Source organism: Pseudomonas sp. NBRC 111131, from assembly GCF_001320525.1.
Taxonomy (GTDB): domain Bacteria; phylum Pseudomonadota; class Gammaproteobacteria; order Pseudomonadales; family Pseudomonadaceae; genus Aquipseudomonas; species Aquipseudomonas ceruminis.
Genome location: NZ_BCBH01000005.1, coordinates 15,230 through 37,921, shown reverse-complemented (window position 1 = coordinate 37,921; position 22,692 = coordinate 15,230). Strand labels below are relative to the sequence as shown.

Here is a 22,692-nt window from a genome sequence, read left to right as displayed (position 1 = left end):
AATCACTGATAAGCATGGTAGCTCAACCGCTGGTGTGATGATGCTGCCCAGCCGGGCGGTGCCCTGGCTAGACTCAGCCTAGACACCAAGGCCGCCCAGGCAGCGCTGAGCCGATTAGCGCCCCACCCCCTTCAGGAGCAGAACATGAGCATGACCTTTTCCGGCCAGGTAGCCCTGGTCACCGGCGGTGCGGCAGGCATCGGCCGGGCGACGGCGGTGGCGTTTGCCCGCGAGGGCCTGAAGGTGGTGGTGGCCGACCTGGACCCCGTGGGGGGCGAGGCGACGGTGGCGCTGATTCGTGAAGCGGATGGCGAGGCGCTGTTCGTGGCCTGCGACGTCACCAGGGAGGCCGATGTGCGTCAGTTGCACCAGCAAGCCATCCAGGCCTATGGCCGGCTGGACTATGCCTTCAACAATGCCGGCATCGAGATCGAGCAGCACCGCTTGGCCGAGGGCAGTGAGGCGGAGTTCGACGCCATCATGGGCGTCAACGTCAAAGGTGTGTGGTTGTGCATGAAGTATCAACTGCCGCTGCTGCTGGCCCAGGGAGGCGGTGCGATCGTCAACACCGCCTCGGTGGCAGGTTTGGGGGCGGCGCCGAAGATGAGTATCTACAGCGCCTCCAAGCATGCGGTGATCGGCCTGACCAAATCGGCGGCCATCGAATACGCCAAGAAGGGCATCCGGGTGAATGCGGTGTGCCCGGCCGTGATCGACACCGACATGTTCCGCCGTGCGTACGAGGCCGACCCGCGCAAGGCCGAGTTCGCGGCCGCCATGCACCCGGTCGGGCGCATCGGCAAAGTGGAAGAAATTGCCAGCGCGGTGCTGTACCTGTGCAGTGATGGGGCTGCATTCACCACGGGGCATAGCTTGACGGTGGACGGTGGCGCGACGGCGATCTGACCCAGGCCAGTCGCCACCAGGCGTGAGGTCAGCGGGGTGCCTGCGGGAGACGGCTTGCCGGCGACAGGGTTGCCGGTAACCTCAAGACCAACGCCACAGCCACACAGCCACACACCAGCACCCCGCCAAACATCAGCAAGGCCAGGCCCGATCCCAGCCGGTCACTCAGCAACCCGGTAAAGATCACCGGCACACTGAACCCCAGGTATGCCAACAAGAAGAACCCAGCGCTGGCTCGGGTTTTCTCGCTACCGGCCAACTGGTTCACCGCCGCCAGCCCGCCCAGGTAAATGAAGCCATAGCACGCACTGCTGGCCGCCACCGCGCCGAACAGCACCGCAGCCAGGTGGCCCCGCTCGGCGCCCCAGGCCAGCAGCGCGTAGCTGCAGGGCAGGATCGCCAGGCCCAGCAGGGTGGCCCTCACACTGGCCAGGCGCCGTGCCAGTGGCTGGAACAGCAGGCCGCAGCTGATCACGCAAAAGGTCGAAAAGCCAGACCAGGCGCTCAGGCCGTGTTGGCGCAGTATCCCTGGCAGCAACGCGATGACCAGGCCGACGCAAGCCCAGGCAAGCAGGATGGCCAGCCCGTATACCACGCTGCCCTTGGGATAGAAGGGCAGGCGCAGCATGGCGCTGCGTTGCGCCGGGCGCGGGTCGGGCAGGCGCCATACCAGCATCACGGCCACGGCGGCGAGCAACAGCTGCACGTGGAAGCTGCCAGGGGTCAGGCTCGGGCCGCTAAGCAGGAACAGGCTGGTCAGCGCCGCGCCCAGGCCAAAACCCAGCGAGGTGCTGGCGGTTACCCAGTTGGCGGCCCGGCCGCTGCTGTCGGCCCCCATCAGCTCGCCCATGTAGGCGGTTGCCGTGGCCGAGGCAAGGCCGGTGCCCAGGCCCAGGAACAGGCGGGCCAGGCCAAGGGTTTTCAGGCCAGGGGCCAGCAGCATGAGCACCGTGGCGACCATCGACAGCAACAGTGCAGCGATAATCAGCGGTCGGCGCCCCACCCGATCGGCCAGCCCGCCCAGAGCAAGCAGCACAGGCAATACGCCCAGGACATAACCGGAGAAGGCCACGGCGGTGGCGGCGGCGCCCTGGCCGCAGAGGTCGGCGTAGGTGATATAGAGCGGGGCCTGCAGGTTCACGGCCAGGGTGATCAAGCACAGGGCAAAGGCCAGCAGGGCAGGGTTGGAGCGTGGGGGCATGGAGTATTCCTGGAGTACTGGGATGTAGGTACGGGCAACAGTGCTGCTTGCTCTGCCCGCCAACAAGACACAGCACCGCCCCATTTATGCTTAACTGTTCGCTCAAAACCGCCGAACACTCACGCCATGCACGTTCCCCTCGACCGCCAAAGCCCAATCCCTCTGGTGCAGCAACTCACCAACCACCTGCAAGCCTGGATCGAGCAGCAACGTCTGCGCCCCGGCGCGCGTCTCCCCTCGATCCGCACCCTGGCAAGTACTCAGGCGATCAGTGCGTCCTGTGTGATCGAGGCCTACGACCGTCTGGTCGCCAGCGGCTGGCTCGAGGCGCGCCACGGCACCGGTTTTTTCGTCGCTGAACGCAAACCAGGGCTGGCGGTGGATGACCAACCCGTGTGGGGCGAGGCCGGCGATGGCAGTTGGCGGCAGTTTCGCGAAGGCCATGATGAGGTGCTCAAACTGGGCTGTGGCTGGCTGCCCACCGCGTGGCGGGCGGAGGCCGAGTTGGCCCAGGCCATACGCCAGGTCAGCCGCGGCAACCCGCAGGATCTGTTCGACTATTGCCCGCCCATGGGCTTGGCCCAGCTACGCCTGCAACTGCACAAGCGTCTGGCGCGGCTGGACATTGCTGCCGGCCCGGAGCGTATCCTCACCACCCAGGGCGCCAGCCATGGCCTCGACCTGCTGGTGCGCACGCTGCTGTGCCCCGGCGACACGGTGCTGGTGGAAAACCCAGGCTATTACAACCTGTACAACTTGCTGCGCCAGCACCAGGTGCGCATGCTGCCCGTACCGCGCACGGTCGCCGGCCCGGACGTGGCCGTGCTCGAGCAACTGCTGGCCGAGCACCGTCCCCGCTGCCTGTTCATCAACAGCCTGTACCAGAACCCGACCGGCACCAGCCTGACGCCCAAAGTGGCTTACCGCCTGTTGGAACTGGCCCGTGAGCACGATGTGCGCATCATCGAAGACGATATCTACGCGGACTTCCAGGAAGGCCCGGCCACCCGCCTGGCCACCCTCGACAGTGAACAACGGGTCATCTACATGGCCAGCTTTTCCAAGACCCTGAGCAGTTCGCTGCGGGTGGGCTACCTGGTGGCCGATGCGCCATTGCTGGCGCGCCTGGCCGAGCTGAAAATGGTCAGCGGCATCGGCACTTCACGCTTTGCCGAGCAGGTGGTCGGGCAGATGCTCGCCAACGGCAGTTATCGCAAGAGTACCCAGCGCCTGCGGGTGCGCCTGGGGCAGCACATGGCCAAATTGCTTGGGCAACTGGAGCAGTACGGTTGGCAAGTGTTCTGCGAGCCCTATGGCGGTATGTTCGTCTGGGCGCGGGTGCCAGGGCGTGACTTCGCCAGCCTCGAACGGCTGGCAACGCAACATGCCGTACTGCTCACCCCCGGCAGTGCGTTCGACTACCAAGGGTGCGGCAGTGACTGGCTACGCATCAATGTCGCCTATGGACAGGATTCCCGCGCTCAAGCCTTCCTTTTGCACGCAGGACGACCTTCAGCAAGCTGATAGCGACGCCTGTATAGCCATTTGACACCATTCTTCCGCCAAGGTCTTGTTGCCGGGGCGTCCGAGTTGCCACGCTTGGCCTTCGGGGAAACCGCACAAAGCGAAGGGGATCGGCGATGGTGGCGAGCAGGCACGGTGTTCTGGCCAACCTGGGCATGGCCCGCAAACTGGGCCTGGGCTTTGCCCTGGTATTGCTGCTGACCTTGGCGGTGGCGGGCATCGGCATTGTTGCCTTGCACGGGGTCGGCCAGCGCTTCGATGGCCTGCGTCAGCTGGGCCAGTTCAATACCGACCTGCTCAGGTTGCGTCAGCACGAACAGGCCTTTGCCCTGCGCTCCGACGCCCAGGAGGCCGATGCCTTGCGCAGTGGCCTGCAAAACCTGAGCGATCGCGCGCGTATTCTGCCGGCGCTGGCAACCGCGCAGGCGGACCTGGCGGCGTATGGCCAGGCCTTCGAAGCGTTCGTCGAGGTGGTGCAGGCCAAGGAGCTGGCGCTGGACATGGCCAGCTGGTCGGTGTCCAGTGTGGCCAATAACCTCGACGTGTTGCAGGCCGGTTTGGCGGACGATGGCACGTATACCCTCAAGCAGTCCCAAGGCCAGCAGGGCGGCGAGTTTCTCGAGCAGGCCGCGCAAGTGGCGCAGGTTGCCCGGTTGATGCTGCAGGCCATGGATGAGGCGCGGGTGCGCCTGGACAAAAGCCGCAAAGGCGAGGCGGGTGAAGGCCAGTCGCGCATCGCCCAGACAGAGGAGGCTGCGCTACTGGTCGAACAGCTCAAGGCCTCGGTGGGCGATGCCGGTTACCAGAGTGTGCTCGGTGAGGTGGCCGGGCACATTGGCAGCTTTTCCGAGAAACTCAACGAATACACCGACCTGCTCGGCAAGGAGCAAGGCATCAAGGCCCAGTTACAGGCGCGTGCTGAACAGGTCACCCGCCAGGTCGACCAGGCGTATGCCGGTGAGGAACTGGCCATGCAGGGCGAGCTGACACGCAATGCGGTGGCCATCGCCCTGGCGACCGGGCTGGCGTTAGTGGTAGGCGTGCTGGCGGCCTGGCTGATCACCCGCGCGGTGGTCGCACCGCTCAGGCGCGTGATCGGTCGGGCGCAGCGTATCGCTGCGGGAGAACTGAACCTTGAGGCAGAGCCGCCGCGTAACGATGAGATCGGCCAGTTGATGCAGGCCATCGAACAGATGGCGGCGGGGCTGTCGGGAATCGTCAGCGGCCTGCAGCAGGGTATCGAGCAGTTGGCCGGGAGTGCCCAGGCGCTGTCGGCGGTGACGGAGCAGACCAACCGCGAAGTGGGTAGCCAGAAAGAAGAAACCGAACAGGTGGCCACCGCGATGCAGCAGATGACCGCCACGGTGCACGATGTGGCGCGCAATGCCGAAGAGGCAGCGCTGGCAGCCCAGGCCGCCGACGACAAGGTCGACTCCGGCCAGGTGGTGGTGCGCCAGAGCATGCAACGCATCGAGCAGCTAGCGGTGGCGGCAGAAGCCGCCAGTGCCGGTATCGATAGCCTCAGTGCCGAAATTCATACCATCGGTGATGTGCTGGAGGTGATCAAAAGCGTTGCCGAGCAGACCAACCTGCTGGCGCTCAACGCCGCCATCGAAGCGGCCCGGGCCGGTGAGCAGGGGCGCGGCTTTGCCGTGGTTGCCGACGAGGTGCGGGCATTGGCCCGGCGCACCCGGCACTCGACCGAAGAGATCGAACGGCTGGTGGCCAGCCTGCGTGGCAATGCCCAGCAGTCGGTGGCGCAGATTCGTGGCAGTACCGAACTGGTGCGCCTGGCGGTGGCCGATGCGCTGCATACCGAGAGCGCCCTGGGCAGCATCGCTGCGGCAGTGTCCATGATCCAGCAAATGAACCAGCAGATTGCTGCGGCGGCCGAGCAGCAGAGCTCGGTGGCCGAAGAGATCAGCCGCAGTGTCACGCAGATCCGTGGCAGCGCCGATCAGGCGGCGCAGGCGATGCAGGGCAATGCCCGGTCCAGCATCGAACTGGCGCAGTTGGGCAGCGACTTGAAGGGCATGGTGGGGCACTTCCGGTTGTAAGTGCTGCACCGGCCCTGTGGCCGGTGCAAGCAGTGGGGTGATCACGCTTTGCGCGGGTTCAGGATCAGCAAGGTGATTACTCCTGCCACGATCCCCCAGAACGCTGACCCGATCGAGAACAGAGTGAACCCCGACGCAGTGACCATGAAGGTAATCAGCGCGGCCTCACGCTCGCGCGCCTCGCCCATGGCCACGGTCAAGCCGTTCATGATCGAGCCGAACAATGCCAGCGCCGCGATCGACAGCACCAGCTCCTTGGGCAGCGCGGCGAACAATGCCGCTAGCGTTGCGCCGAACACCCCGGCAATGCCGTAGAAGATCCCGCACCACACCGCCGCGGTATAGCGCTTGCTCGGGTCTTCATGGGCATGTGGCCCGGTGCAGATGGCCGCACTGATCGCCGCCAGGTTGACCCCGTGCGAGCCGAACGGCGCCAGCAGCAGCGAGGCAAAGCCGGTGGTCGAAATCAGCGGCGAGGCCGGCACCTGGTAGCCATCGGCGCGCAGCACGGCCACGCCGGGCATGTTCTGCGATGTCATGGCCACCACGAACAGCGGGATCCCGATGCTGATGGTCGCGGCCAGCGAGAAGCTCGGGGTGGTCCATACCGGTGTCGCCACTTCCAGCGCGAAGCCGCTGAAATCCAGCAGGCCGAGGGCGCCGGAGAGCGCCGTGCCCACTAGCAAGGCGGCCAGTACGCAGTACCGCGGCGACAGGCGCTTGACCAGCAGGTAACTGAAGAGCATGCCCAGCACCAGCAGCGTGCGGTGCTGGGCCGCCACGAAAATCTCGCTGCCGATCTTGAACAGGATCCCGGCGAGCAGCGCCGAGGCCAGCGATGCCGGAATGCGTTTGACCAGGCGATCGAAACTGCCGGTCAGGCCACAGATGAGCACCAGCACGGCGCACGTGATGTAGGCGCCGATGGCTTCGCCATAACTGACCCCGCCCAGGCTGGTAATCAGCAAGGCGGCGCCGGGCGTCGACCAGGCCACGGTGATGGGCGTGCGGTAGCGCAGTGACAAGCCGATGCTGCAAACCGCCATGCCAATCGACAGGGCCCAGATCCACGAGGAAATCTGCGCCGTGGTCAGGCCGGCAGCTTGGCCGGCCTGGAACATCAGCACCAGCGAGCTGGTATAGCCGGTGAGCATGGCGATGAAACCGGCGACCACTGCTGAAGGGGAGCTGTCTGCCAGGGGCCGCAGGCGTGCGGAGGTGGCATCGGTCATGGGGTAGGTCCTTGTCCATGTGTAAGCAGTTTTTGCAGACTACCGCGCCCAAGGTTGATCTTTGCCATACAGCAGGCATTGCTTTTAACCGTACAGTCGCCAACTATTGGGCACGAATGCTCACTGCATGGGAGGGGAGGGGCGATGTACAAGGTTTATGGCGACTACCAGTCGGGCAACTGCTACAAGGTCAAGCTGATGCTGAGCCTGTTGGACCGTCCGTACGAATGGCATCCGGTGGATATCCTCAAGGGTGAGACCGAAACGCCCGAATTCCTGGCCATGAACCCCAACGGCAAGGTGCCGGTGCTGCAGCTCGAGGACGGCACCTACCTGTGGGAGTCCAACGCGATTCTCAACTTCCTGGCCGATGGCAGCGAGTTCCTGCCCAGCGAGCCACGCTTGCGCACCCAGGTGCTGCAATGGCAGTTCTTCGAGCAGTACAGCCATGAGCCATACATTGCTGTGGCGCGTTTCATCCAGTTCTACCTGGGCTTGCCGGACGAGCGTGTGGAGGAATACCGCAAGCTGCACAAGGGTGGGTACAAGGCGCTGAAGGTGATGGAGCGGCAGTTGCAGATGACGCCGTACCTGGTCGGTGACCAGTACTCGATTGCCGACGTGGCGCTGTATGCGTACACCCATGTGGCCCATCAGGGTGGCTTCGAGCTGGCGGATTACCCGGCGGTGCGGGCCTGGCTGGAGCGTGTGGCCGCGCATCCTCGGCATGTGTCGATGGTCGATTGAGGCGTTACTGGCCCTATCGCCAGCTCGGCGGCGATAGGGCAGCACGTTTTATCGATCACGCAAAGCGTTTGTCCAGGTAGGCAATGATGGCCTTGGATTCATACATCCAGGTCACCTGTCCTGCCTCTTCGATGCGCAGGCACGGCACTTTCACCCGCCCGCCACCTTCCAGCAGCGCCTGGCGGTGCACCGCATCGTTCTTGGCATCGCGCAGCGCCACCGGCACGTTCAAGCGGTGCAGGGTACGCCGCGTCTTCACGCAGAACGGGCAAGCATGGAACTGGTACAGCGCAAGGCCCTTGGCCTCTTGCTCGACACGCGCCTGTGCCGCGGCATCGCGCTTGCGCTTGGCCGGGCGGCTGATCCAGTCGCCGAACACGATGAGCTGGCCGAGGCCGACCCGCAAGGCTTTGACGATCATGTTGCAACTCCTGAAATGAAAAAGCCGACCCCACAGGGTCGGCTCGGGTCACGCGCCGATCACTTGATCAGGCTGAGGAACTCGCTGCGGGTTGCCGCGTTCTCGCGGAACTCACCGAGCATCACCGAGGTGAGCATGGTCGAGTTCTGTTTCTCGACACCGCGCATCATCATGCACATGTGCTTGGCCTCGATGACCACGGCCACACCCGCAGCGCCAGTGACCTGCTGTACGGCCTCGGCGATCTGGCGGCTGAGGTTTTCCTGGATCTGCAGGCGGCGGGCGTACATGTCGACGATCCGCGCGACCTTGGACAGGCCCAGCACCTTGCCCTTGGGCAGGTAGGCCACATGGGCCTTGCCGATGAAAGGCAGCATGTGGTGTTCGCACATCGAATACAGCTCGATGTCCCGGACCAGCACCATTTCGCTGTTGTCGGAGGTGAACAGGGCGCCGTTGGTCACTTCTTCCAGCGTCTGCTCGTAACCGCGGCAAAGGTACTTCATGGCCTTTGCAGCCCGCTTGGGCGTGTCGAGCAGGCCCTCACGGGAGACGTCCTCGCCAAGTTGGCTGAGGATCTCGGTGTAGTTCTGTTCCAGGGACATGTATCTACCTGTGGGAAAAAATCGCAAAAACGAAGGGTACGGCGGCAACGCCCTTGCTGCAAGCGTGGCGTTACTCGTCGCGGCCTTCCATCATGGTTCGTTTGAGCATCACGTACACCGCACCGGTGCCGCCGTGGCGGGCCTGGCACGAGGTAAAACCGAGCACCTGCGGGTGCTGGCGCAACCAGGTGTTGACGTGGCTCTTGATCATTGGGCGCTTGCCATCCAGGCGTGCCGCCTTGCCGTGGGTAACGCGCACGCAGCGCACTTCCAGCTTGGTGGCCTCGGCGATGAAGTCCCAGAGGGTCTCGCGCGCCTTTTCCACGCTCATGCCGTGCAGATCGAGGCTGCCCTCGAACGCAATCTGACCCAGCTTGAGCTTACGGATCTGGCTTTCCTGTACGCCGTCGCGGCGCCACATCAGTTCGTCTTCGGCGCCCACGTCGATGACGAACTGGTCCGACAGGCCGTCGATCACCAGCGGCTGGTCGCTAGGCACGGTCGCGGCCTGCCGCAGGCCGGCGAGCTGCTTGCGGTCAGCCTTGGGTTTACCGACTTCGGCACGGTCGTGCTTGATCGGCTTGACGCCGCGCACCTCGGCGCTGAACAGGGAGAAATCGTCGTCTTGCATGCTGCCTCCGCGTGGGCGGCGTAGTTTACGCGATCAGCCCTTTTGCGTCAGCACCGGCCCTATCGCCAGTAAGCCGGCTCCGCTAAGGCACCATCGAACTGTGGGCGCCGGCTTGCCGGCGACAGGGCATGGAGGCAGCGAGGGCTTTAGTCGTGCTTCTTCATCAGGTGCGGCGACAGGTTCAGCTCTCGCCCGCGGCGCAAGCGAATGCGGCTACGCCGCCAGAAGCGCACCCCCAGGTACAACAGCAACAACCCGGCCACCGTCAGGGTGCCGGACAACGCCCGATTGGCGTTGAGTTCGGCCAGCGCCGGGTAATTGCCGAGCAGCCCGGCGACGCCGGCCATGGCCAGCAGCACGCCGAGCGTTGCCAGCAGTGCCGACAAGCCGGCGGCCAGGCGGGCACCCCAGTTACGCGGTTCGCGCGGGCGCAGGCGCTTGGCGTCGAAACTGCCTTTGAGTTTCATTCCGATTTCCTCTGTGGACATCCGGAATACGACCTGCGGTCGACCTTCGGGTTCCGCCTGGCCGCCGGGCGGTCAGATCAGGCTGGCGGTAGGCGCGACGCAGGCGAAGTTGTCGGCCATCACGGCCATTTCGCACGCGTGAATCTGTGCAGCCGGAATGACCTGGTCTTTCAGGGCCAGGTCGCGGGTAGCCGAGGCATCTTCCACCAGGGTGCAACGGTAACCATAGTCCTTGGCCCGGCGTACCGTGGTGCTGACGCTGGAATGGCTCATGAAACCGCACACGATCAAGTCCAGGTGGCCCAACTCCTGGAGGGTTTCGTGCAGTTTAGTGTTCTTGAAGGCGTTGGGCATGCGCTTTTCGATGATGATTTCACCGTCGCGTGGCTCCAGGCCCGGGATGAATTCACCCGCTGGGCCCTGTGGGTCGAAGCGACCGCCGACAGTGCCGAGGTGGCGGACGTGGATGATCGGACGGCCGGCCTTGCGGGCGGCGTCGAGCAACCTGGCGATGTTGGCCACGGCCTCGTCCATGCCCGACAGCGCGAGCGGACCACTGAGGTACTCTTTTTGCGCATCGATGATGATCAGGCTGGCTTGGCTCAGCTTGGCCGGCGGGTAGTCGCGGCCAGTGAGGCGGAACATCGTGGTTGGAACGGACATCAAGGGCTCCTTGGGTAGGGCTTTTGTATACCTATTCTCCCCTGCCTTGGCGCCAATGGGAATGGTTGACATCGTAACCGGCGTGATTACTGGCCTGTGGCTACTCACGGGGTGATCCGTGGCAACAATTGTGCGGTTTGGGCTGTTAGACTTTTGTCAGGTCTGAATAGGAGTACCCCGTGATCACATCTCGTCTGCGCACGTTGCGCGACCACATCCGCTGGGCGGTCAGCCGCTTCCATGAGCACGAGCTGTTCTTCGGCCACGGTGCCGACAATGCCTGGGACGAAGCCCGCCTGCTGGTGCTCGGTGCGGTGCACCTGCCCTGGGAGGTAGCCGACAGCTACCTGGACTGCCAGCTCGAGGACGACGAGCGCGTACGCCTGCAGCACCTGCTCAAGCGCCGTATCGAAGAACGCGTGCCCACCGCCTATCTGCTGGGCGAGGCCTGGTTCTGCGGCATGTCGTTCATCGTCGATGAGCGCGTGCTGGTGCCCCGTTCACCGATCGGCGAGCTGATCGAAAAACGCTTCGAGCCGTGGCTGGCGGCCGAACCTGCACGCATCCTCGACCTGTGCACCGGCTCCGGCTGCATCGGCATCGTGGCGGCCGAAGTGTTCCCCGACGCCGAGGTGGTGCTTGCCGACCTGTCCTTCGAGGCACTGGAGGTGGCCAACCAGAACATCGAGCGCCATGGCCTCGAGGAGCGCGTGTACACCGTGCAAGGCGACGGTTTCGGCGGCCTGCCAGGGCAGCGTTTCGACCTGATCCTGTCCAACCCGCCGTATGTCGATGCCGAAGACTTCGGTGACATGCCGGCCGAGTATCACCACGAGCCGAAGATAGGCCTGGCGTGTGGCAACGATGGCCTGGACCTGGTGCGACGCATGCTTGCCGAGGCGGCCGAACACCTGACCGACAAAGGGCTGTTGATTGTCGAGGTGGGCAACAGCCAAGTGCATGTCGAGGCGCTGTACCCCGAGGTTGATTTTGCCTGGCTGGAGTTCGAACGGGGCGGGCACGGGGTGTTCATGCTGACGGCGGAGCAGTGCCGGCAGCATCAGGAGCTGTTCAAGGCTCGGGTCTGACGCTGAAGGCCTGGGGCTGCACGTCAGCCCCGGGTCCCTAGTGCGTGGCAATCCAGATCAACAACCCCGCCTGGAACACTGCAAAGGCCACCAGGCAGGTGATGGTAAAGCGCAGCCCGCTGTCTTCGCGCTGGTACTTGGCCACCCGCTCATCACGCTCGCGCAACTGGGCGACTTTCTCCTGCAGCTGCTGCTCGGCCTGCTGCAACATGCCCGCCGCATCGAGCATGCCTACGCGCTGTACCTTTTCGCTGTTCCAACCACCCTTGAGCTGGCCCACCGTGGTTTCGACGCTACGGCCTTTGAGATGCTGTGGGTCGGCGTATTCGACCTCGATGCCGGTCGCGCCGAGGAAGCGGTCGCGGCGCAGGCGCGTATCTTCATTCAGCGCATCCTTGTTTGGCAGGGCCATGCCTTGAACCTGGTAATGCGGCCATTTGCGCTGCAGCCACTGCACTGCCTGGGCCAGCATGAAACGGCCAAGGCCGCGGTTCACGGGCTCCAGCTGCAGGCCGCCGTCATTGCCGATGCTCACCTGGCGCTCGGCGTGGTCCACGCGCACGTCCAGCTGGTTCTGCTCCTTGCGCACTTTCTGCCCAGGCAGGCGGATTTCCATGCGCAGCAGGCTGTGGGCCTTGTCGTGACGCTCGGCATGGCCGAACTCCACGAAGCGCAGTGGTCGTGCGCCACTGCTGCGGTCGGTGGGCAGAGGCGCCAGGCGCAGCAACTGGAAGTGTTCGACAGCTAGGTCGGCCCAAGGTAGCGGGGGGCTTTCCGGGGCTTGTGGCTCTTCGGCCGGCTCTACGGCGGCGGGGGCATCGGTCATCTGGACGGTTCTCAAAATACAGGCCAATACAGAGCGTATCGGCCGTATCGTCCAGGACCTGAGGCCATTTTGCGCCGATCTCCTCAGGCGGAGGGCAGTTGGTGAATGAACGTCACTACCCGTTCACCCAGTTCGCGGGCCAAGGGCAACTCCGGGTTGAGGTAGCTGTCGCGTTGCAAGCGCATGTCCTTGGGGCTGATACGCAACATGTGGTTCATGCCGTCGATCAGCACCAGCTGGGCGTCCGGCTTGGCCGCCTTGAGACGCTCGGCATCGGCGACGTCTACCTGCACGTCGTTGCGGCCCTGGACGATCAGCGCCGGCATGGGCAGGCGGGCGAAGGCCTGTGCCGGGTCCTGGCGGAACAGCGAGATCAGGTACGGCTGCACGCTGGGGCGAAACACCTGGCGCAAGGGGGCCGGCACATCCAGGCTGGTTTGCCCGGCCTGCAGGCGGTCGAGCAGGGCGCTGCCGCGGGCCAGTTGGGTCGGGGGCAGGCGTTGCGCCAGTTGCTCGCGCAGCACGTCCGCCAGCGGCCGGCCACTGCCGGCCAGGGTGATCACCGCACTGGCGCCGGCCTGCTCGGCAGCGAGGCTGGCGATCAGCGCGCCTTCGCTGTGGCCGACCAGGATCAGTGGGCCGAAGCGTGGGTCGGCCTTGAGCTTGCGGCTCCAGGCCACTACGTCGGCGACGTAGCGCTCGACGCTGAGATTGCGTTCGTCAGGCGTGGCCGGCTGGCTGGCGGCCACGCCGCGCTTGTCGTAACGCACGCTGGCGATATGCTCGTTGGCCAGCAGCAGCGCCAGGCGCTTGAGGTTATCGATGCGCCCCGAGGCTGGGTTGTTGCCGTCGCGGTCAGTGGGGCCGGAGCCCGCGATGATCAGCACCACCGGGGGTGGCGTGGCTTGTTGGGGCAACAGCAGGCTGCCGTGCAGCACGCCCTGGCCGGTGTCCAGGTCGATGGGGCGTTGCAGAACGGTAGGCGCGGCGGCCTGAGCCAGGCCGGTGCACAGCAGAAGGAGGAAGGCGACGAGGCGCGGCATCATGCGGTACTACATGGGGAGATGACGTTTTGACCCAACGTTTGCGGGAAGGTTCGGCAGATAGCGGGGCGGTGCAGGTCTGTTCGTGAGGTTGGCCGTGAACAGGCCTGCACAGACAACCAACCCACATGAAAATTTCCGTATACTGGCGGCCTCGTTCACCTCAGGCAGATTCGCGGAGCATTCATGTCCGGCAATACCTACGGCAAGCTGTTCACTGTCACCACCGCTGGCGAAAGCCATGGCCCGGCGTTGGTCGCCATTGTCGATGGCTGCCCTCCGGGCCTGGAAATCTCCCTCGCCGATCTGCAGCACGACCTTGATCGGCGCAAGCCTGGCACCAGCCGGCACACCACCCAACGCCAGGAGCCGGACGAAGTCGAAATCCTCTCAGGCGTGTTCGAAGGCCGCACCACCGGCTGCTCGATCGGCTTGCTGATCCGCAACACCGACCAGAAGTCCAAGGACTATTCGGCCATCAAGGACCTGTTCCGGCCGGCCCATGCCGATTACACCTACCACCACAAATACGGCACCCGCGACTACCGCGGCGGTGGCCGCAGTTCGGCCCGCGAAACCGCCATGCGCGTGGCCGCCGGAGCCATCGCCAAGAAGTACCTGGCGACGCAGGGTATTCAGGTGCGCGGCTACATGAGCCAGCTTGGCCCGATCGAGATCCCCTTCAAGACCTGGGACTCGGTAGAGGACAACGCCTTCTTCTGCCCGGACCCGGACAAGGTGCCAGAGCTCGAGGCCTACATGGATCAACTGCGCCGCGACCAGGATTCAGTCGGCGCCAAGATCACCGTGGTCGCCGAAGGCGTGATGCCGGGCCTTGGCGAGCCGATCTTCGACCGGCTCGACGCCGAGCTCGCCCATGCGCTGATGAGCATCAACGCGGTCAAGGGGGTGGAAATCGGCGCGGGCTTCGCCAGCGTCGCTCAGCGCGGCACCGAACACCGTGATGAGCTGACCCCGGAAGGGTTCCTCAGCAACAATGCCGGCGGCATCCTTGGCGGTATCAGTTCGGGCCAGCCGATCGTCGCTCACCTGGCGCTCAAGCCGACCTCCAGCATCACCACGCCGGGCCGCTCGATCGATGTCGATGGCAACCCGGTGGAGGTGATCACCAAGGGCCGTCATGACCCGTGCGTGGGTATCCGCGCCACGCCCATCGCCGAGGCGATGATGGCCATCGCGCTGATGGACCACCTGCTGCGTCATCGTGCGCAGAATGCCGAGGTGAAGGTCGCTACCCCGGTGCTGGGCCAGCGCTGATTGGTCTGTTCCGGCTTATCGCCGGCGAGCCGGCTCTCCACAGACACCCCACGCGTTTCGCAAGGGGGGTGAGCCTGTGAGGGCCGGAACAGGCAATACCCTACTGGCTGAGCCCTGATGAACCCGATCCCCTACTGGCGCCTGTCCAGCTTTTACCTGTTCTACTTCGCGCTGCTGGGTTCCACAGCCCCATTCCTGGCCCTGTACTTCGACCACCTCGGCTTCCCTCCGGCGCGCATCGGCGAGCTGGTGGCCATCCCCATGCTGATGCGCTGCATCGCCCCCAACCTGTGGGGGTGGCTGGGTGACCGCAGCGGCCAGCGGCTACTGATCGTGCGGTTGGGTGCGTTGTCGACCCTGGCCACCTTCTCGCTGATCTTCTTTGGCAAGAGCTATGCCTGGCTGGCGTTGGTCATGGCCTTGCACGCGTTCTTCTGGCACGCGGTGCTGCCGCAGTTCGAGGTCATCACCCTGGCCCACCTGCACGGCCAGACGGCGCGCTACAGCCAGGTGCGGCTATGGGGCTCGATCGGTTTCATCCTGACCGTGGTGGGGTTGGGGCGTTTGTTCGAATGGCTAAGCCTGGACATCTACCCCGTCGCCCTGGTGACTATCATGGCCGGTATCGTCGCTGCCAGCCTGTGGGTGCCCAACGCCCAGCCGGTGGAGCAGGGCGAGCGCCGCGCAGCAGGAGGCTTCCTGCGTCAGTTGATGGCCCCGGGGGTTGTGGCTTTCTACGCCTGTGTCGCGCTCATGCAACTGAGCCACGGCCCGTACTACACCTTCCTCACCTTGCACCTTGAGCACCTGGGTTACAGCCGCGGGGCCATCGGGTTGCTATGGGCGCTGGGCGTGGTGGCCGAAGTGCTCATGTTCATGGCCATGAGTCGCATCTTTGCCCGCTTCAGCGTGCAGCAGGTGTTGCTGGTCAGCTTTGTGCTGGCGGCCGTGCGCTGGCTGCTGTTGGGCAACCTGGCGGGCGAACCGAGCGTGCTGATCTTCGCCCAACTGTTGCATGCTGCGACGTTCGGCTGCTTTCATGCTGCGTCCATCGCATTCGTGCAGGCCAGTTTCGGCGCCCGCCAGCAAGGCCAGGGTCAGGCGCTGTATGCGGCGCTGTCGGGCACAGGCGGTGCGTTGGGGGCGCTGTATTCAGGCTACAGCTGGAAATGGCTGGGGCCGACCTTCACCTTTGGTATGGCCAGTGCCGCAGCGCTAGCGGCAGCCGTTATCATTGCCACTCGTTTGAAATCGACCAGGACCCGCCGCTGATGAGCATCCTCTGTGTTTACCACCTGTCCAGCCCGGCCTTGCCGAACAAGGTACTGACCCACCATGCCGACATCGCCGCGACGTTGGCCGAGCAGGGCGTGCGTTTTGTCCACACCTCGCTCGAATTACGGGTGCGTCCAGGCACCAGCCAGGACGAGGTGCTCAACGCGTGCCGCGAACACCTCGATACGCTGATGACCGCCCAGGGCAGCAAGGCGTTCACCGTGCTCAACCGCAACGGTGCCGACCCGGCGCAGGCCGACCTGCGTGATGAGCATGTGCATGATGTTGACGAAGTGTTTGCCGTGGTGACAGGCCGTGCGCAAATAGGGTTGCGCCTTGGCGACTATGTCTATGCGGTGTTGTGTGAGAAGGGCGACCAACTGGAGATACCGGCAGGTAGCCGGCGCTGGATAGAGCTGGGGGACAATCCGTTCTGCCTGGCGCTGCGCTTGTTTGCCAGTGAACATGGGGCCCAGGCGCGCTTTACCGGGGATGAAACGGCGCGATCCTTCGCAGGGATCGACGAGCTTTAGTGTCCGCTCCGGCCCCTTGCGGGTAAGCCTGTTTTACCACGTACCCCGCCATCCCTATGGGCAATGCAGTACGTGGTGAAAGCAGGTTTACCCGCGCCAGGGCCGGTGCAGACAAACTCAGCGGTAGGTGGGCAGCGCGAAGCGCTGCTGGCTCTGCAGCATCGAGATGACTGGCAATTCACTGGCCTGTTCGGCCAGATCACGGCGAATGGCGCTGATCGCCCAGGAAAGTTGCTCGGCACTGTGCAGTTGCCCGTAGGTCAGCACGCGGCGAGTCACTTTGCCATCAGCGGCGCGAAGGGTCAGCAGGATGCCACCATCGGGGCGTGGCTGGGTGGTGACCTGGTAGGCCGAGAACACCGAGACAAATTTTTCCTGGATGAGGTCCATATCAACTCCTGACTGTTAAGTGGGCAGACGTGAGTTGTATGTTGCAGTGACCGTGCCAGAACTGTACTTATCATAAAGTGCTTTAAAATCAATGAGTTACGTACTGTTTTAGCCAGTGGCGTCGTGCAGGCTGCATGGTCGTGCATTTTGCATAGTGCATTTTGCACGGGCGGGGTAATCTCTATCGTCCTCATAGATTCTGAACCTTTGACCTACCGGCCGTGCCTGACAAACACTTGGGCAATCTTTTCTGCCAGGAGGTTCCAGATGTCCGACCAACACACGCCCGCTGCCATGACCGATGAAGAAACCGCGGCATTCGCCGAACAGGTCTTCGAGCGCGCACGCCAGGGCGATGCTCCGATGCTCGAACGCCTGCTGGCCAGCGGTCTGCCGGCGAACCTGCGCAACCACAAGGGTGACACGCTGCTGATGCTGGCCAGTTACCATGGCCATCACGATGCGGTACGTGTGCTGTTGGCGCATGGCGCCGACGCCCTGATTGCCAATGACAACGGCCAACTGCCGATTGCCGGTGCTGCATTCAAGGGGGATCTGGCGATGATCCGCCTGTTGCTGGACAACGGCGTGCCGGTGGATGCCGCGGCCCAGGACGGGCGTACCGCACTGATGCTGGCGGCCATGTTCAACCGCAGTGAAATCCTTGATTACCTGCTGGCCCAAGGCGCCGACCCTGCGCGCCAGGATGCGCGGGGCGCTACCGCGCTGATGGCTGCCCAGACCATGGGCGCGGCGGACACTGCCGCACGCCTGCAGGCGCTGGCCGGCTAACTGCAAGGGGGCATTTGCGGCTATCCTTGGCGACTTTTCACCCGTCGCAGGCCCCCTTCATGAAAAACCAGTTGCTCGAATTCATCAGTCTCATTGCCGCCGGCTGCATGCGCGATGACGATATCGAGCGCATTGCCGACGAGGCCGCCCAGGCCTACGCCGACCCCGCCGCCTTCCTCGCTGCCAACCCGGACATCAACTACGACGACAGCTTCCCCATCCCGCTTGGGGAGTGGGTGGTGCTGGGCAGCCTGCCGGACACAGTGGTGTTCCAGGCCGACAGTTACCAGGAGCTGTTCCAGCACATCAGTGACTCGTTCGACAAAAGCGTGCCGTTGACCCTCAAGCCCAAGCAGCTGGCGCGTACCGAACCGCTGACGGCGCTAAACCGTATTCAGGTGCAAATGGGTGCCTTGAACAAGGACGCTGGCGGTTATGTGCTGGTCAATTTCAGCCAGTTGCTCGATGACGAGCTACAGATGGTGATGGTGGGCCAGAACGACCTGCTGCGGGTGCTGGAGCTGGGAACGGAACTGGGCATCAAGGTCGAGCCGGCGTTGGAGGCGCTTAAGGTCGCGGTGCATGTCTGATGCGCCCATGGCCCTTTACGGGAATACGCGTGCAGGGCCAGTGCGGTCAACCGGATGGGTTTCAGCCCAGCGCGGTATCCAGAAACATCATCACCGCAAACCCGCCCATCAACCCCAGGGTTGCCGACGTCTGGTGCCCGTTCCGATGGGTCTCGGGGATCACCTCGTGTGACACCACGAAGATCATCGCCCCCGCCGCCAGCCCCATGCTGATGGGGTAGGCCAGCGCAAATCCGGTAGAAATGCCGAGCCCGATCACTGCGCCCAGAGGCTCCATCAAGCCTGACCCGATCGCCACGAGCGCAGCCTTCATGTTTGACAGGCCGGTTGCGCGCAAAGCCAAGGCCACGGCCAGGCCCTCGGGAATGTCCTGGATGGCGATGGCGCTGGTCAGCGGCAGGCCGATGTTCATGTCGCCATTGGCAAAGCTCACGCCAATCGCCATGCCCTCTGGCAGGTTGTGCAGGGTGATCGCCAGCACGAACAGCCACACCCGGCTGATGCGCTCGGCCTCGGGGCCACAGGGGCCGGTGCTTTCATGTTCGTGCGGGGTGAAACGGTCAAGGCCGAGCATCAGCAGCACGCCCAGGCCCATGCCCAATACCACGGTAAAGGCTGCGGCCGGGCCATTGCCGGTGATTTCCCGTGCCGCATCCAGCCCTGGCAGAATCAGCGAAAACGAGCTGGCCGCCAGCATCATGCCTGCCGCGAAGCCGAGCATCACATCCTGGCTGCGTGCGCTGACGTCGCGCAGCACCACTGCCAGCACCGCACCCAGAGCCGTGGCGCCGAAGCCCGACAAGCCACCCAGTAGCGCCAGGTGCAGGTTGTCGGCATGGTCGCCGTTTACCGCGTTCCAGAAGCTTGCCGCCAGCAGCGCGATGACCACCAGCAAACTCACCCCAAGGCCCGCGCTGAGCCATGGGGTGTTCATGACCTGTTGCCGCCAGGCGCTCAGCAAAGAGGGCGGGGTGGCGCTTTGGGTATGGGCTGGGGGCATGCGAACCTCTAAACGGTGGATGACTGCAGTTTATCCAGTGACCCACAGGGCTGGCCAAGGATTCCCTTCTATCGACGTGATAGCTGACTATGCTCAGCCTCACGCACTTCTAACGAGGGTATTGGCATGGGTTCCACTTTCAATGGCCTGGTTGGCCTTATCATTCTGGCCCTGGACATCTGGGCGATCCTCAATGTGTTCAGGAGCGGCAGTGAGGTGGGGGTCAAGGTGTTGTGGATTTTGCTGATCGCGCTGCTGCCGGTGATCGGGTTGGTGATCTGGGCGATTGCCGGGCCCAGGGGCAATGTACGGGCATGACCGGGCGCGGATTTACCCGCGAGGCGCCCGTAACAGACAAAAACAGCAACAGGCTCGTGACAAAATTTTCACATTGGTTTAAACAGAATCCGCACCCGCACAATGCTGCGTGGGCCGTTGGCCTGCGCCATCTCCGCAAACCCGCAATCCTAGGATCTCCCCATTCATGGCTAACACGGATGCCTTGAAGCAACAGGGCGCGCGAGCTTTCACGCCGACCTTGAAATCCCACCTGGCCTACACGCTGCTCAGCGGCCTGGTGATCATGTTGATGCTCAGCCTGGTGCGCCTGGCGCTGCTGATCTACAACAGCGACATGATCGGCGACACCCCCTATTCGACCGTCGCCGAGGGCTTGCTCAACGGTTTGCGCTTCGACTTGCGGGTGGTGGTGTACCTGAGCGTGCCGCTGCTGCTGGCTACCCTCAGCCCTTGGGCCATGGCCCAGCGCGGCCTGTTTCGCTTCTGGCTGACCATCACCTCGAGTGTGGTGATGTTCCTCGGCCTGATGGAAATGGACTTCTATCGCGAGTTCCACCAGCGCCTCAACGGCCTGGTCTTCCAGTACATCAAGGAAGACCCGAAGACCGTGCTGAGCATGCTCTGGTACGGCTTCCCGGTGGTTCGCTACCTGCTGGCCTGGCTGTTCGGCACCTGGTTGCTGAGCCTGCTGTTCAAGGGTATCGACCGCCTGACCCGCGGTACTGGCCAGCAACGCGTTGCGCCCTGGTACAACCGCCTTGCGGTGTTCATGGTGATTCTGCTGGTGGCCGTGGTCGCCGCCCGTGGCACCCTGCGCCAGGGCCCGCCCATGCGCTGGGGTGATGCCTTCACCACCGATTCCAACTTCGTCAACCAGTTGGGCCTGAACGGTACCCTGACCCTCATCGACGCCGCCAAGAGCCGCTTCGGTGAGGACCGCGCCAATATCTGGAAGCCGGTACTGGAGCAGACGCTGGCCACGCAGACCGTGCGTGACCAACTGCTGACCCCCTACGACACCCTGGTAGACGCCGATGAAGCGGCCGTACGCCGTGATTTCGTGCCGCCGGCCGAGCGTACCCTGCCGATCAAGAACGTCGTGGTCATCCTGATGGAGAGCTTCGCCGGTCATTCGGTGGGAGCCCTGGGCAGCCCGAACAACATTACCCCGTACTTCGACAAGCTGGCCAAGGAGGGGCTGCTGTTCGACCGCTTCTTCTCCAACGGCACCCACACTCACCAGGGTATGTTCGCCACCATGGCCTGCTTCCCCAACCTGCCGGGCTTCGAGTACCTGATGCAGACCCCGGAGGGCGGCCACAAGCTGTCTGGCCTACCGGCACTGCTCAGCGCCCGAGACTACGACGACGTCTACGTCTACAACGGTGACTTTGCCTGGGACAATCAGTCCGGGTTCTTCGGTAACCAGGGCATGACCACGTTCATTGGCCGTAACGACTTCGTCAACCCGGTGTTCTCCGACCCGACCTGGGGCGTGTCCGACCAGGACATGTTCGACCGTGGCAATGAGGAGTTGGCCAAGCACGATGGCAAGAAGCCGATCTACGCGCTGCTGCAGACGCTGTCCAACCACACGCCATACGCATTACCTGCCAACCTGCCGGTAGAGAAGGTCACAGGCCAGGGCCGCCTGGACGAGCACCTGACTGCCATGCGCTACTCCGACTGGGCGTTGGGCCAGTTCTTCGAAAAGGCCCGCAAGGAGCCGTACTTCAAGGACACCCTGTTCGTGATTGTCGGTGACCACGGTTTCGGCAACCAACAGCAGGTCACCGAGCTCGACCTGGGCCGCTTCAATGTGCCTCTGCTGCTGATTGCGCCGGGCATCCAGGAGAAGTTCGGTGCGGTCAATCACACCGTCGGTACCCAGGTCGACATCGTGCCGACCATCATGGGCCGCCTGGGTGGCCAGGCCCGTCACCAGTGCTGGGGCCGCGACCTGCTCAACCTGCCTGAGGGCGACCAGGGTGTGGGCATGATCAAACCGTCGGGCAGCGAGCAGATTGTCGGCCTGGTGCAGGGTGACCGCATCCTCATCGAGTCCAAGGACATGACCCCGCGCATGTATCGCTACCAACTGGGCAGCGAGTTCAAGGCCGAGCTGATCGAAAGCCCGGACCAGCCGGAGTTGCTCAAGAAGCTTGAAGCCTACATCCAGACGGCGACCAAGAGCTTGCTGGATAACACTGCCGGTGTAGTGCACGGTACACCGAAGTAGCGCTGAGCTAGCCCTCGATGGGCCGGATCGGACTGAACAAATCCTCCGGCCCACGGTCAAGCAATTACAGGCATCACCCCCGATGTTCTCTGCTTGAGAGGGCTATTCGATGAAAGAGTGGGAAGTCATTTTTGCCGACCAGAAAGGCGAGCCGACCACATTGCTGATGCACGGTGAGCAGTGCCCCAGCGAAGAGGAGGCGGCCCGCGCCATCCGTTCGCACCTTTTCCCGGTCATGGACGAGCTGGACCTCAACGACTTCCAGGATCGTGCCCCATCCCCCACTGCACGCTGGCTCAAGGAGCAGAACGGCGTGATCATCCGCAGCATCCAGGAAGCTCCCTGACCCACAGGTTGGCGTGGTGCCGTGGTAGGCACTACGCTGGTGTGAGGTGTTGGCCTGTTCTGCGGGGCTGCACCTGTTCAATTCGCGTCTTGCATCCGCTCGATCTGCCCGGCCCTGCCGGCAGGTGCGTAGTGCACGGAAAGTCTATCCATTGCGTTATTCAGGAGGACGATTCATGAGCAGCCACGACGATATCAGCAGCAATGTTCTACGCCAGATGAAAGCTGGCGGTTTCGACTTCAGCCGTATCCACCCCATCGAGTTCTACGCGGTATTTCCAGATGAAGCCGGCGCGCGAAGGGCCGCCGGTCAGTTTCGCGGTGAGTCGCTCAATGCTCAGGTGCGTGAACGGGACGATGGTGTGTGGCACTTGGAGCTGAGCAAGATCATGTACGCCACCTATGGTGGTATTGGTGACTTCGAAGAAACGTTCGAGCAGGCCGTTTCACCCTATGGCGGTGAGGTAGAAGGGTGGGGCGTCAAGCAAGAGCGGCCGATTGCCTGAACCCTGGGGGGCTGCCATGCAGCCCATCCTCAG

Annotated in this window: 25 protein-coding genes and 1 pseudogene; 15 read left to right on the top strand and 11 right to left on the bottom strand. The window is 63.8% G+C overall.

Annotated features, from left to right (window positions below; translation table 11 throughout):
• Nucleotides 1–144 precede the first annotated feature (144 nt).
• The gene (locus tag APH34_RS06835; RefSeq protein ID WP_054900429.1) at nt 145–906 is read left to right on the top strand and encodes an SDR family oxidoreductase; all 762 of its coding nucleotides are present in this window, start codon (nt 145–147) and stop codon (nt 904–906) included.
• 28 nt (nt 907–934) lie between these two features.
• On the opposite strand, the gene APH34_RS06830 is transcribed toward APH34_RS06835, so the two are convergent.
• Nucleotides 935–2,191, bottom strand: coding sequence for an MFS transporter (locus APH34_RS06830; protein WP_256215536.1), 1,257 nt, complete (start codon nt 2,189–2,191; stop codon nt 935–937).
• Nucleotides 2,192–2,233: 42 nt separating this feature from the next.
• On the opposite strand from APH34_RS06830, the gene APH34_RS06825 reads away from it, so the two are divergent.
• From APH34_RS06825 to APH34_RS30280, 3 genes and pseudogenes are all read left to right on the top strand, one after another.
• Nucleotides 2,234–3,631, top strand: a complete 1,398-nt coding sequence (locus APH34_RS06825; RefSeq protein WP_054900427.1) for a PLP-dependent aminotransferase family protein — start codon at nt 2,234–2,236, stop codon at nt 3,629–3,631.
• 116 nt (nt 3,632–3,747) lie between these two features.
• Nucleotides 3,748–4,827: pseudogene (locus APH34_RS30285) on the top strand (HAMP domain-containing protein); the annotation flags it as partial.
• On the top strand, nt 4,807–5,688 hold the full coding sequence (locus APH34_RS30280) for a methyl-accepting chemotaxis protein (protein WP_371263298.1): 882 nt from the start codon (nt 4,807–4,809) through the stop codon (nt 5,686–5,688). The pseudogene APH34_RS30285 and the gene APH34_RS30280, both read left to right, overlap by 21 nt.
• 41 nt (nt 5,689–5,729) lie before the next feature.
• Here APH34_RS30280 and APH34_RS06815 read toward each other — a convergent pair whose 3' ends face one another.
• Nucleotides 5,730–6,920, bottom strand: coding sequence for a benzoate/H(+) symporter BenE family transporter (locus APH34_RS06815; protein WP_054900425.1), 1,191 nt, complete (start codon nt 6,918–6,920; stop codon nt 5,730–5,732).
• A 144-nt stretch (nt 6,921–7,064) separates the two neighbouring features.
• Between APH34_RS06815 and APH34_RS06810 the strand changes: the two genes are divergently transcribed.
• Nucleotides 7,065–7,667, top strand: a complete 603-nt coding sequence (locus APH34_RS06810) for a glutathione S-transferase family protein (RefSeq protein ID WP_054900424.1) — start codon at nt 7,065–7,067, stop codon at nt 7,665–7,667.
• A 55-nt stretch (nt 7,668–7,722) separates the two neighbouring features.
• Here the strand turns inward: APH34_RS06810 and APH34_RS06805 are convergent, their stop codons facing one another.
• From APH34_RS06805 to APH34_RS06785, 5 genes are all read right to left on the bottom strand, one after another.
• The gene (locus APH34_RS06805; protein ID WP_054900423.1) at nt 7,723–8,088 is read right to left on the bottom strand and encodes a glutathione S-transferase N-terminal domain-containing protein; all 366 of its coding nucleotides are present in this window, start codon (nt 8,086–8,088) and stop codon (nt 7,723–7,725) included.
• A 59-nt stretch (nt 8,089–8,147) separates the two neighbouring features.
• The gene (folE, locus tag APH34_RS06800; RefSeq protein WP_054900422.1) at nt 8,148–8,693 is read right to left on the bottom strand and encodes a GTP cyclohydrolase I FolE; all 546 of its coding nucleotides are present in this window, start codon (nt 8,691–8,693) and stop codon (nt 8,148–8,150) included.
• 70 nt (nt 8,694–8,763) lie between these two features.
• On the bottom strand, nt 8,764–9,324 hold the full coding sequence (locus tag APH34_RS06795) for a Smr/MutS family protein (protein WP_054900421.1): 561 nt from the start codon (nt 9,322–9,324) through the stop codon (nt 8,764–8,766).
• Nucleotides 9,325–9,470: 146 nt separating this feature from the next.
• Nucleotides 9,471–9,791 (bottom strand): hypothetical protein, encoded by a 321-nt coding sequence (locus APH34_RS06790; RefSeq protein WP_054900420.1) that lies wholly within the window; start codon nt 9,789–9,791, stop codon nt 9,471–9,473.
• A gap of 72 nt (nt 9,792–9,863) precedes the next feature.
• Nucleotides 9,864–10,454 (bottom strand): cysteine hydrolase family protein, encoded by a 591-nt coding sequence (locus tag APH34_RS06785; protein ID WP_054900419.1) that lies wholly within the window; start codon nt 10,452–10,454, stop codon nt 9,864–9,866.
• Between the two features lie 179 nt (nt 10,455–10,633).
• Between APH34_RS06785 and prmB the strand changes: the two genes are divergently transcribed.
• Nucleotides 10,634–11,542 carry a 50S ribosomal protein L3 N(5)-glutamine methyltransferase gene (prmB, locus tag APH34_RS06780; protein ID WP_054900418.1) on the top strand — a complete coding sequence of 303 codons (909 nt, stop codon included), beginning with the start codon at nt 10,634–10,636 and terminating at the stop codon, nt 11,540–11,542.
• 37 nt (nt 11,543–11,579) lie between these two features.
• Here prmB and APH34_RS06775 read toward each other — a convergent pair whose 3' ends face one another.
• The gene (locus APH34_RS06775) at nt 11,580–12,368 is read right to left on the bottom strand and encodes a hypothetical protein (RefSeq protein ID WP_054900417.1); all 789 of its coding nucleotides are present in this window, start codon (nt 12,366–12,368) and stop codon (nt 11,580–11,582) included.
• An 83-nt stretch (nt 12,369–12,451) separates the two neighbouring features.
• On the bottom strand, nt 12,452–13,414 hold the full coding sequence (locus APH34_RS06770) for an alpha/beta hydrolase (protein WP_054900416.1): 963 nt from the start codon (nt 13,412–13,414) through the stop codon (nt 12,452–12,454).
• Between the two features lie 183 nt (nt 13,415–13,597).
• Between APH34_RS06770 and aroC the strand changes: the two genes are divergently transcribed.
• The 3 genes from aroC (at nt 13,598) to APH34_RS06755 (ending at nt 16,497) form a co-directional block, all read left to right on the top strand.
• Entirely contained in the window at nt 13,598–14,689 is a 1,092-nt protein-coding gene (gene aroC / locus APH34_RS06765; protein ID WP_054900415.1) for a chorismate synthase, read from the top strand.
• A gap of 117 nt (nt 14,690–14,806) precedes the next feature.
• The gene (locus APH34_RS06760; RefSeq protein ID WP_054900414.1) at nt 14,807–15,961 is read left to right on the top strand and encodes an MFS transporter; all 1,155 of its coding nucleotides are present in this window, start codon (nt 14,807–14,809) and stop codon (nt 15,959–15,961) included.
• On the top strand, nt 15,961–16,497 hold the full coding sequence (locus APH34_RS06755; RefSeq protein ID WP_054900413.1) for an oxidase: 537 nt from the start codon (nt 15,961–15,963) through the stop codon (nt 16,495–16,497). The genes APH34_RS06760 and APH34_RS06755 overlap by 1 nt, the downstream gene beginning before the upstream one ends.
• A gap of 117 nt (nt 16,498–16,614) precedes the next feature.
• Here the strand turns inward: APH34_RS06755 and APH34_RS06750 are convergent, their stop codons facing one another.
• Nucleotides 16,615–16,887 carry a DUF3509 domain-containing protein gene (locus APH34_RS06750; RefSeq protein ID WP_054900412.1) on the bottom strand — a complete coding sequence of 91 codons (273 nt, stop codon included), beginning with the start codon at nt 16,885–16,887 and terminating at the stop codon, nt 16,615–16,617.
• Nucleotides 16,888–17,154: 267 nt separating this feature from the next.
• Between APH34_RS06750 and APH34_RS06745 the strand changes: the two genes are divergently transcribed.
• Nucleotides 17,155–17,679, top strand: coding sequence for an ankyrin repeat domain-containing protein (locus APH34_RS06745; protein ID WP_054900411.1), 525 nt, complete (start codon nt 17,155–17,157; stop codon nt 17,677–17,679).
• A gap of 59 nt (nt 17,680–17,738) precedes the next feature.
• Nucleotides 17,739–18,269: a hypothetical protein gene (locus APH34_RS06740; protein ID WP_054900410.1), complete on the top strand. Its 531-nt coding sequence runs from the start codon at nt 17,739–17,741 to the stop codon at nt 18,267–18,269.
• 61 nt (nt 18,270–18,330) lie between these two features.
• On the opposite strand, the gene APH34_RS06735 is transcribed toward APH34_RS06740, so the two are convergent.
• A complete protein-coding gene (locus APH34_RS06735; protein WP_054900409.1) occupies nt 18,331–19,269 on the bottom strand; it encodes a ZIP family metal transporter in 939 nt (312 codons plus the stop codon).
• A gap of 126 nt (nt 19,270–19,395) precedes the next feature.
• Between APH34_RS06735 and APH34_RS06730 the strand changes: the two genes are divergently transcribed.
• The 4 genes from APH34_RS06730 (at nt 19,396) to APH34_RS06715 (ending at nt 22,659) form a co-directional block, all read left to right on the top strand.
• A complete protein-coding gene (locus APH34_RS06730) occupies nt 19,396–19,587 on the top strand; it encodes a PLDc N-terminal domain-containing protein (RefSeq protein ID WP_054900408.1) in 192 nt (63 codons plus the stop codon).
• A 166-nt stretch (nt 19,588–19,753) separates the two neighbouring features.
• Nucleotides 19,754–21,808 (top strand): LTA synthase family protein, encoded by a 2,055-nt coding sequence (locus tag APH34_RS06725; RefSeq protein WP_054900407.1) that lies wholly within the window; start codon nt 19,754–19,756, stop codon nt 21,806–21,808.
• 109 nt (nt 21,809–21,917) lie between these two features.
• The gene (locus APH34_RS06720; protein WP_054900406.1) at nt 21,918–22,154 is read left to right on the top strand and encodes a hypothetical protein; all 237 of its coding nucleotides are present in this window, start codon (nt 21,918–21,920) and stop codon (nt 22,152–22,154) included.
• Between the two features lie 175 nt (nt 22,155–22,329).
• The gene (locus tag APH34_RS06715; RefSeq protein WP_054900405.1) at nt 22,330–22,659 is read left to right on the top strand and encodes a ribonuclease E inhibitor RraB; all 330 of its coding nucleotides are present in this window, start codon (nt 22,330–22,332) and stop codon (nt 22,657–22,659) included.
• The last annotated feature ends 33 nt before the right edge of the window (nt 22,660–22,692 follow it).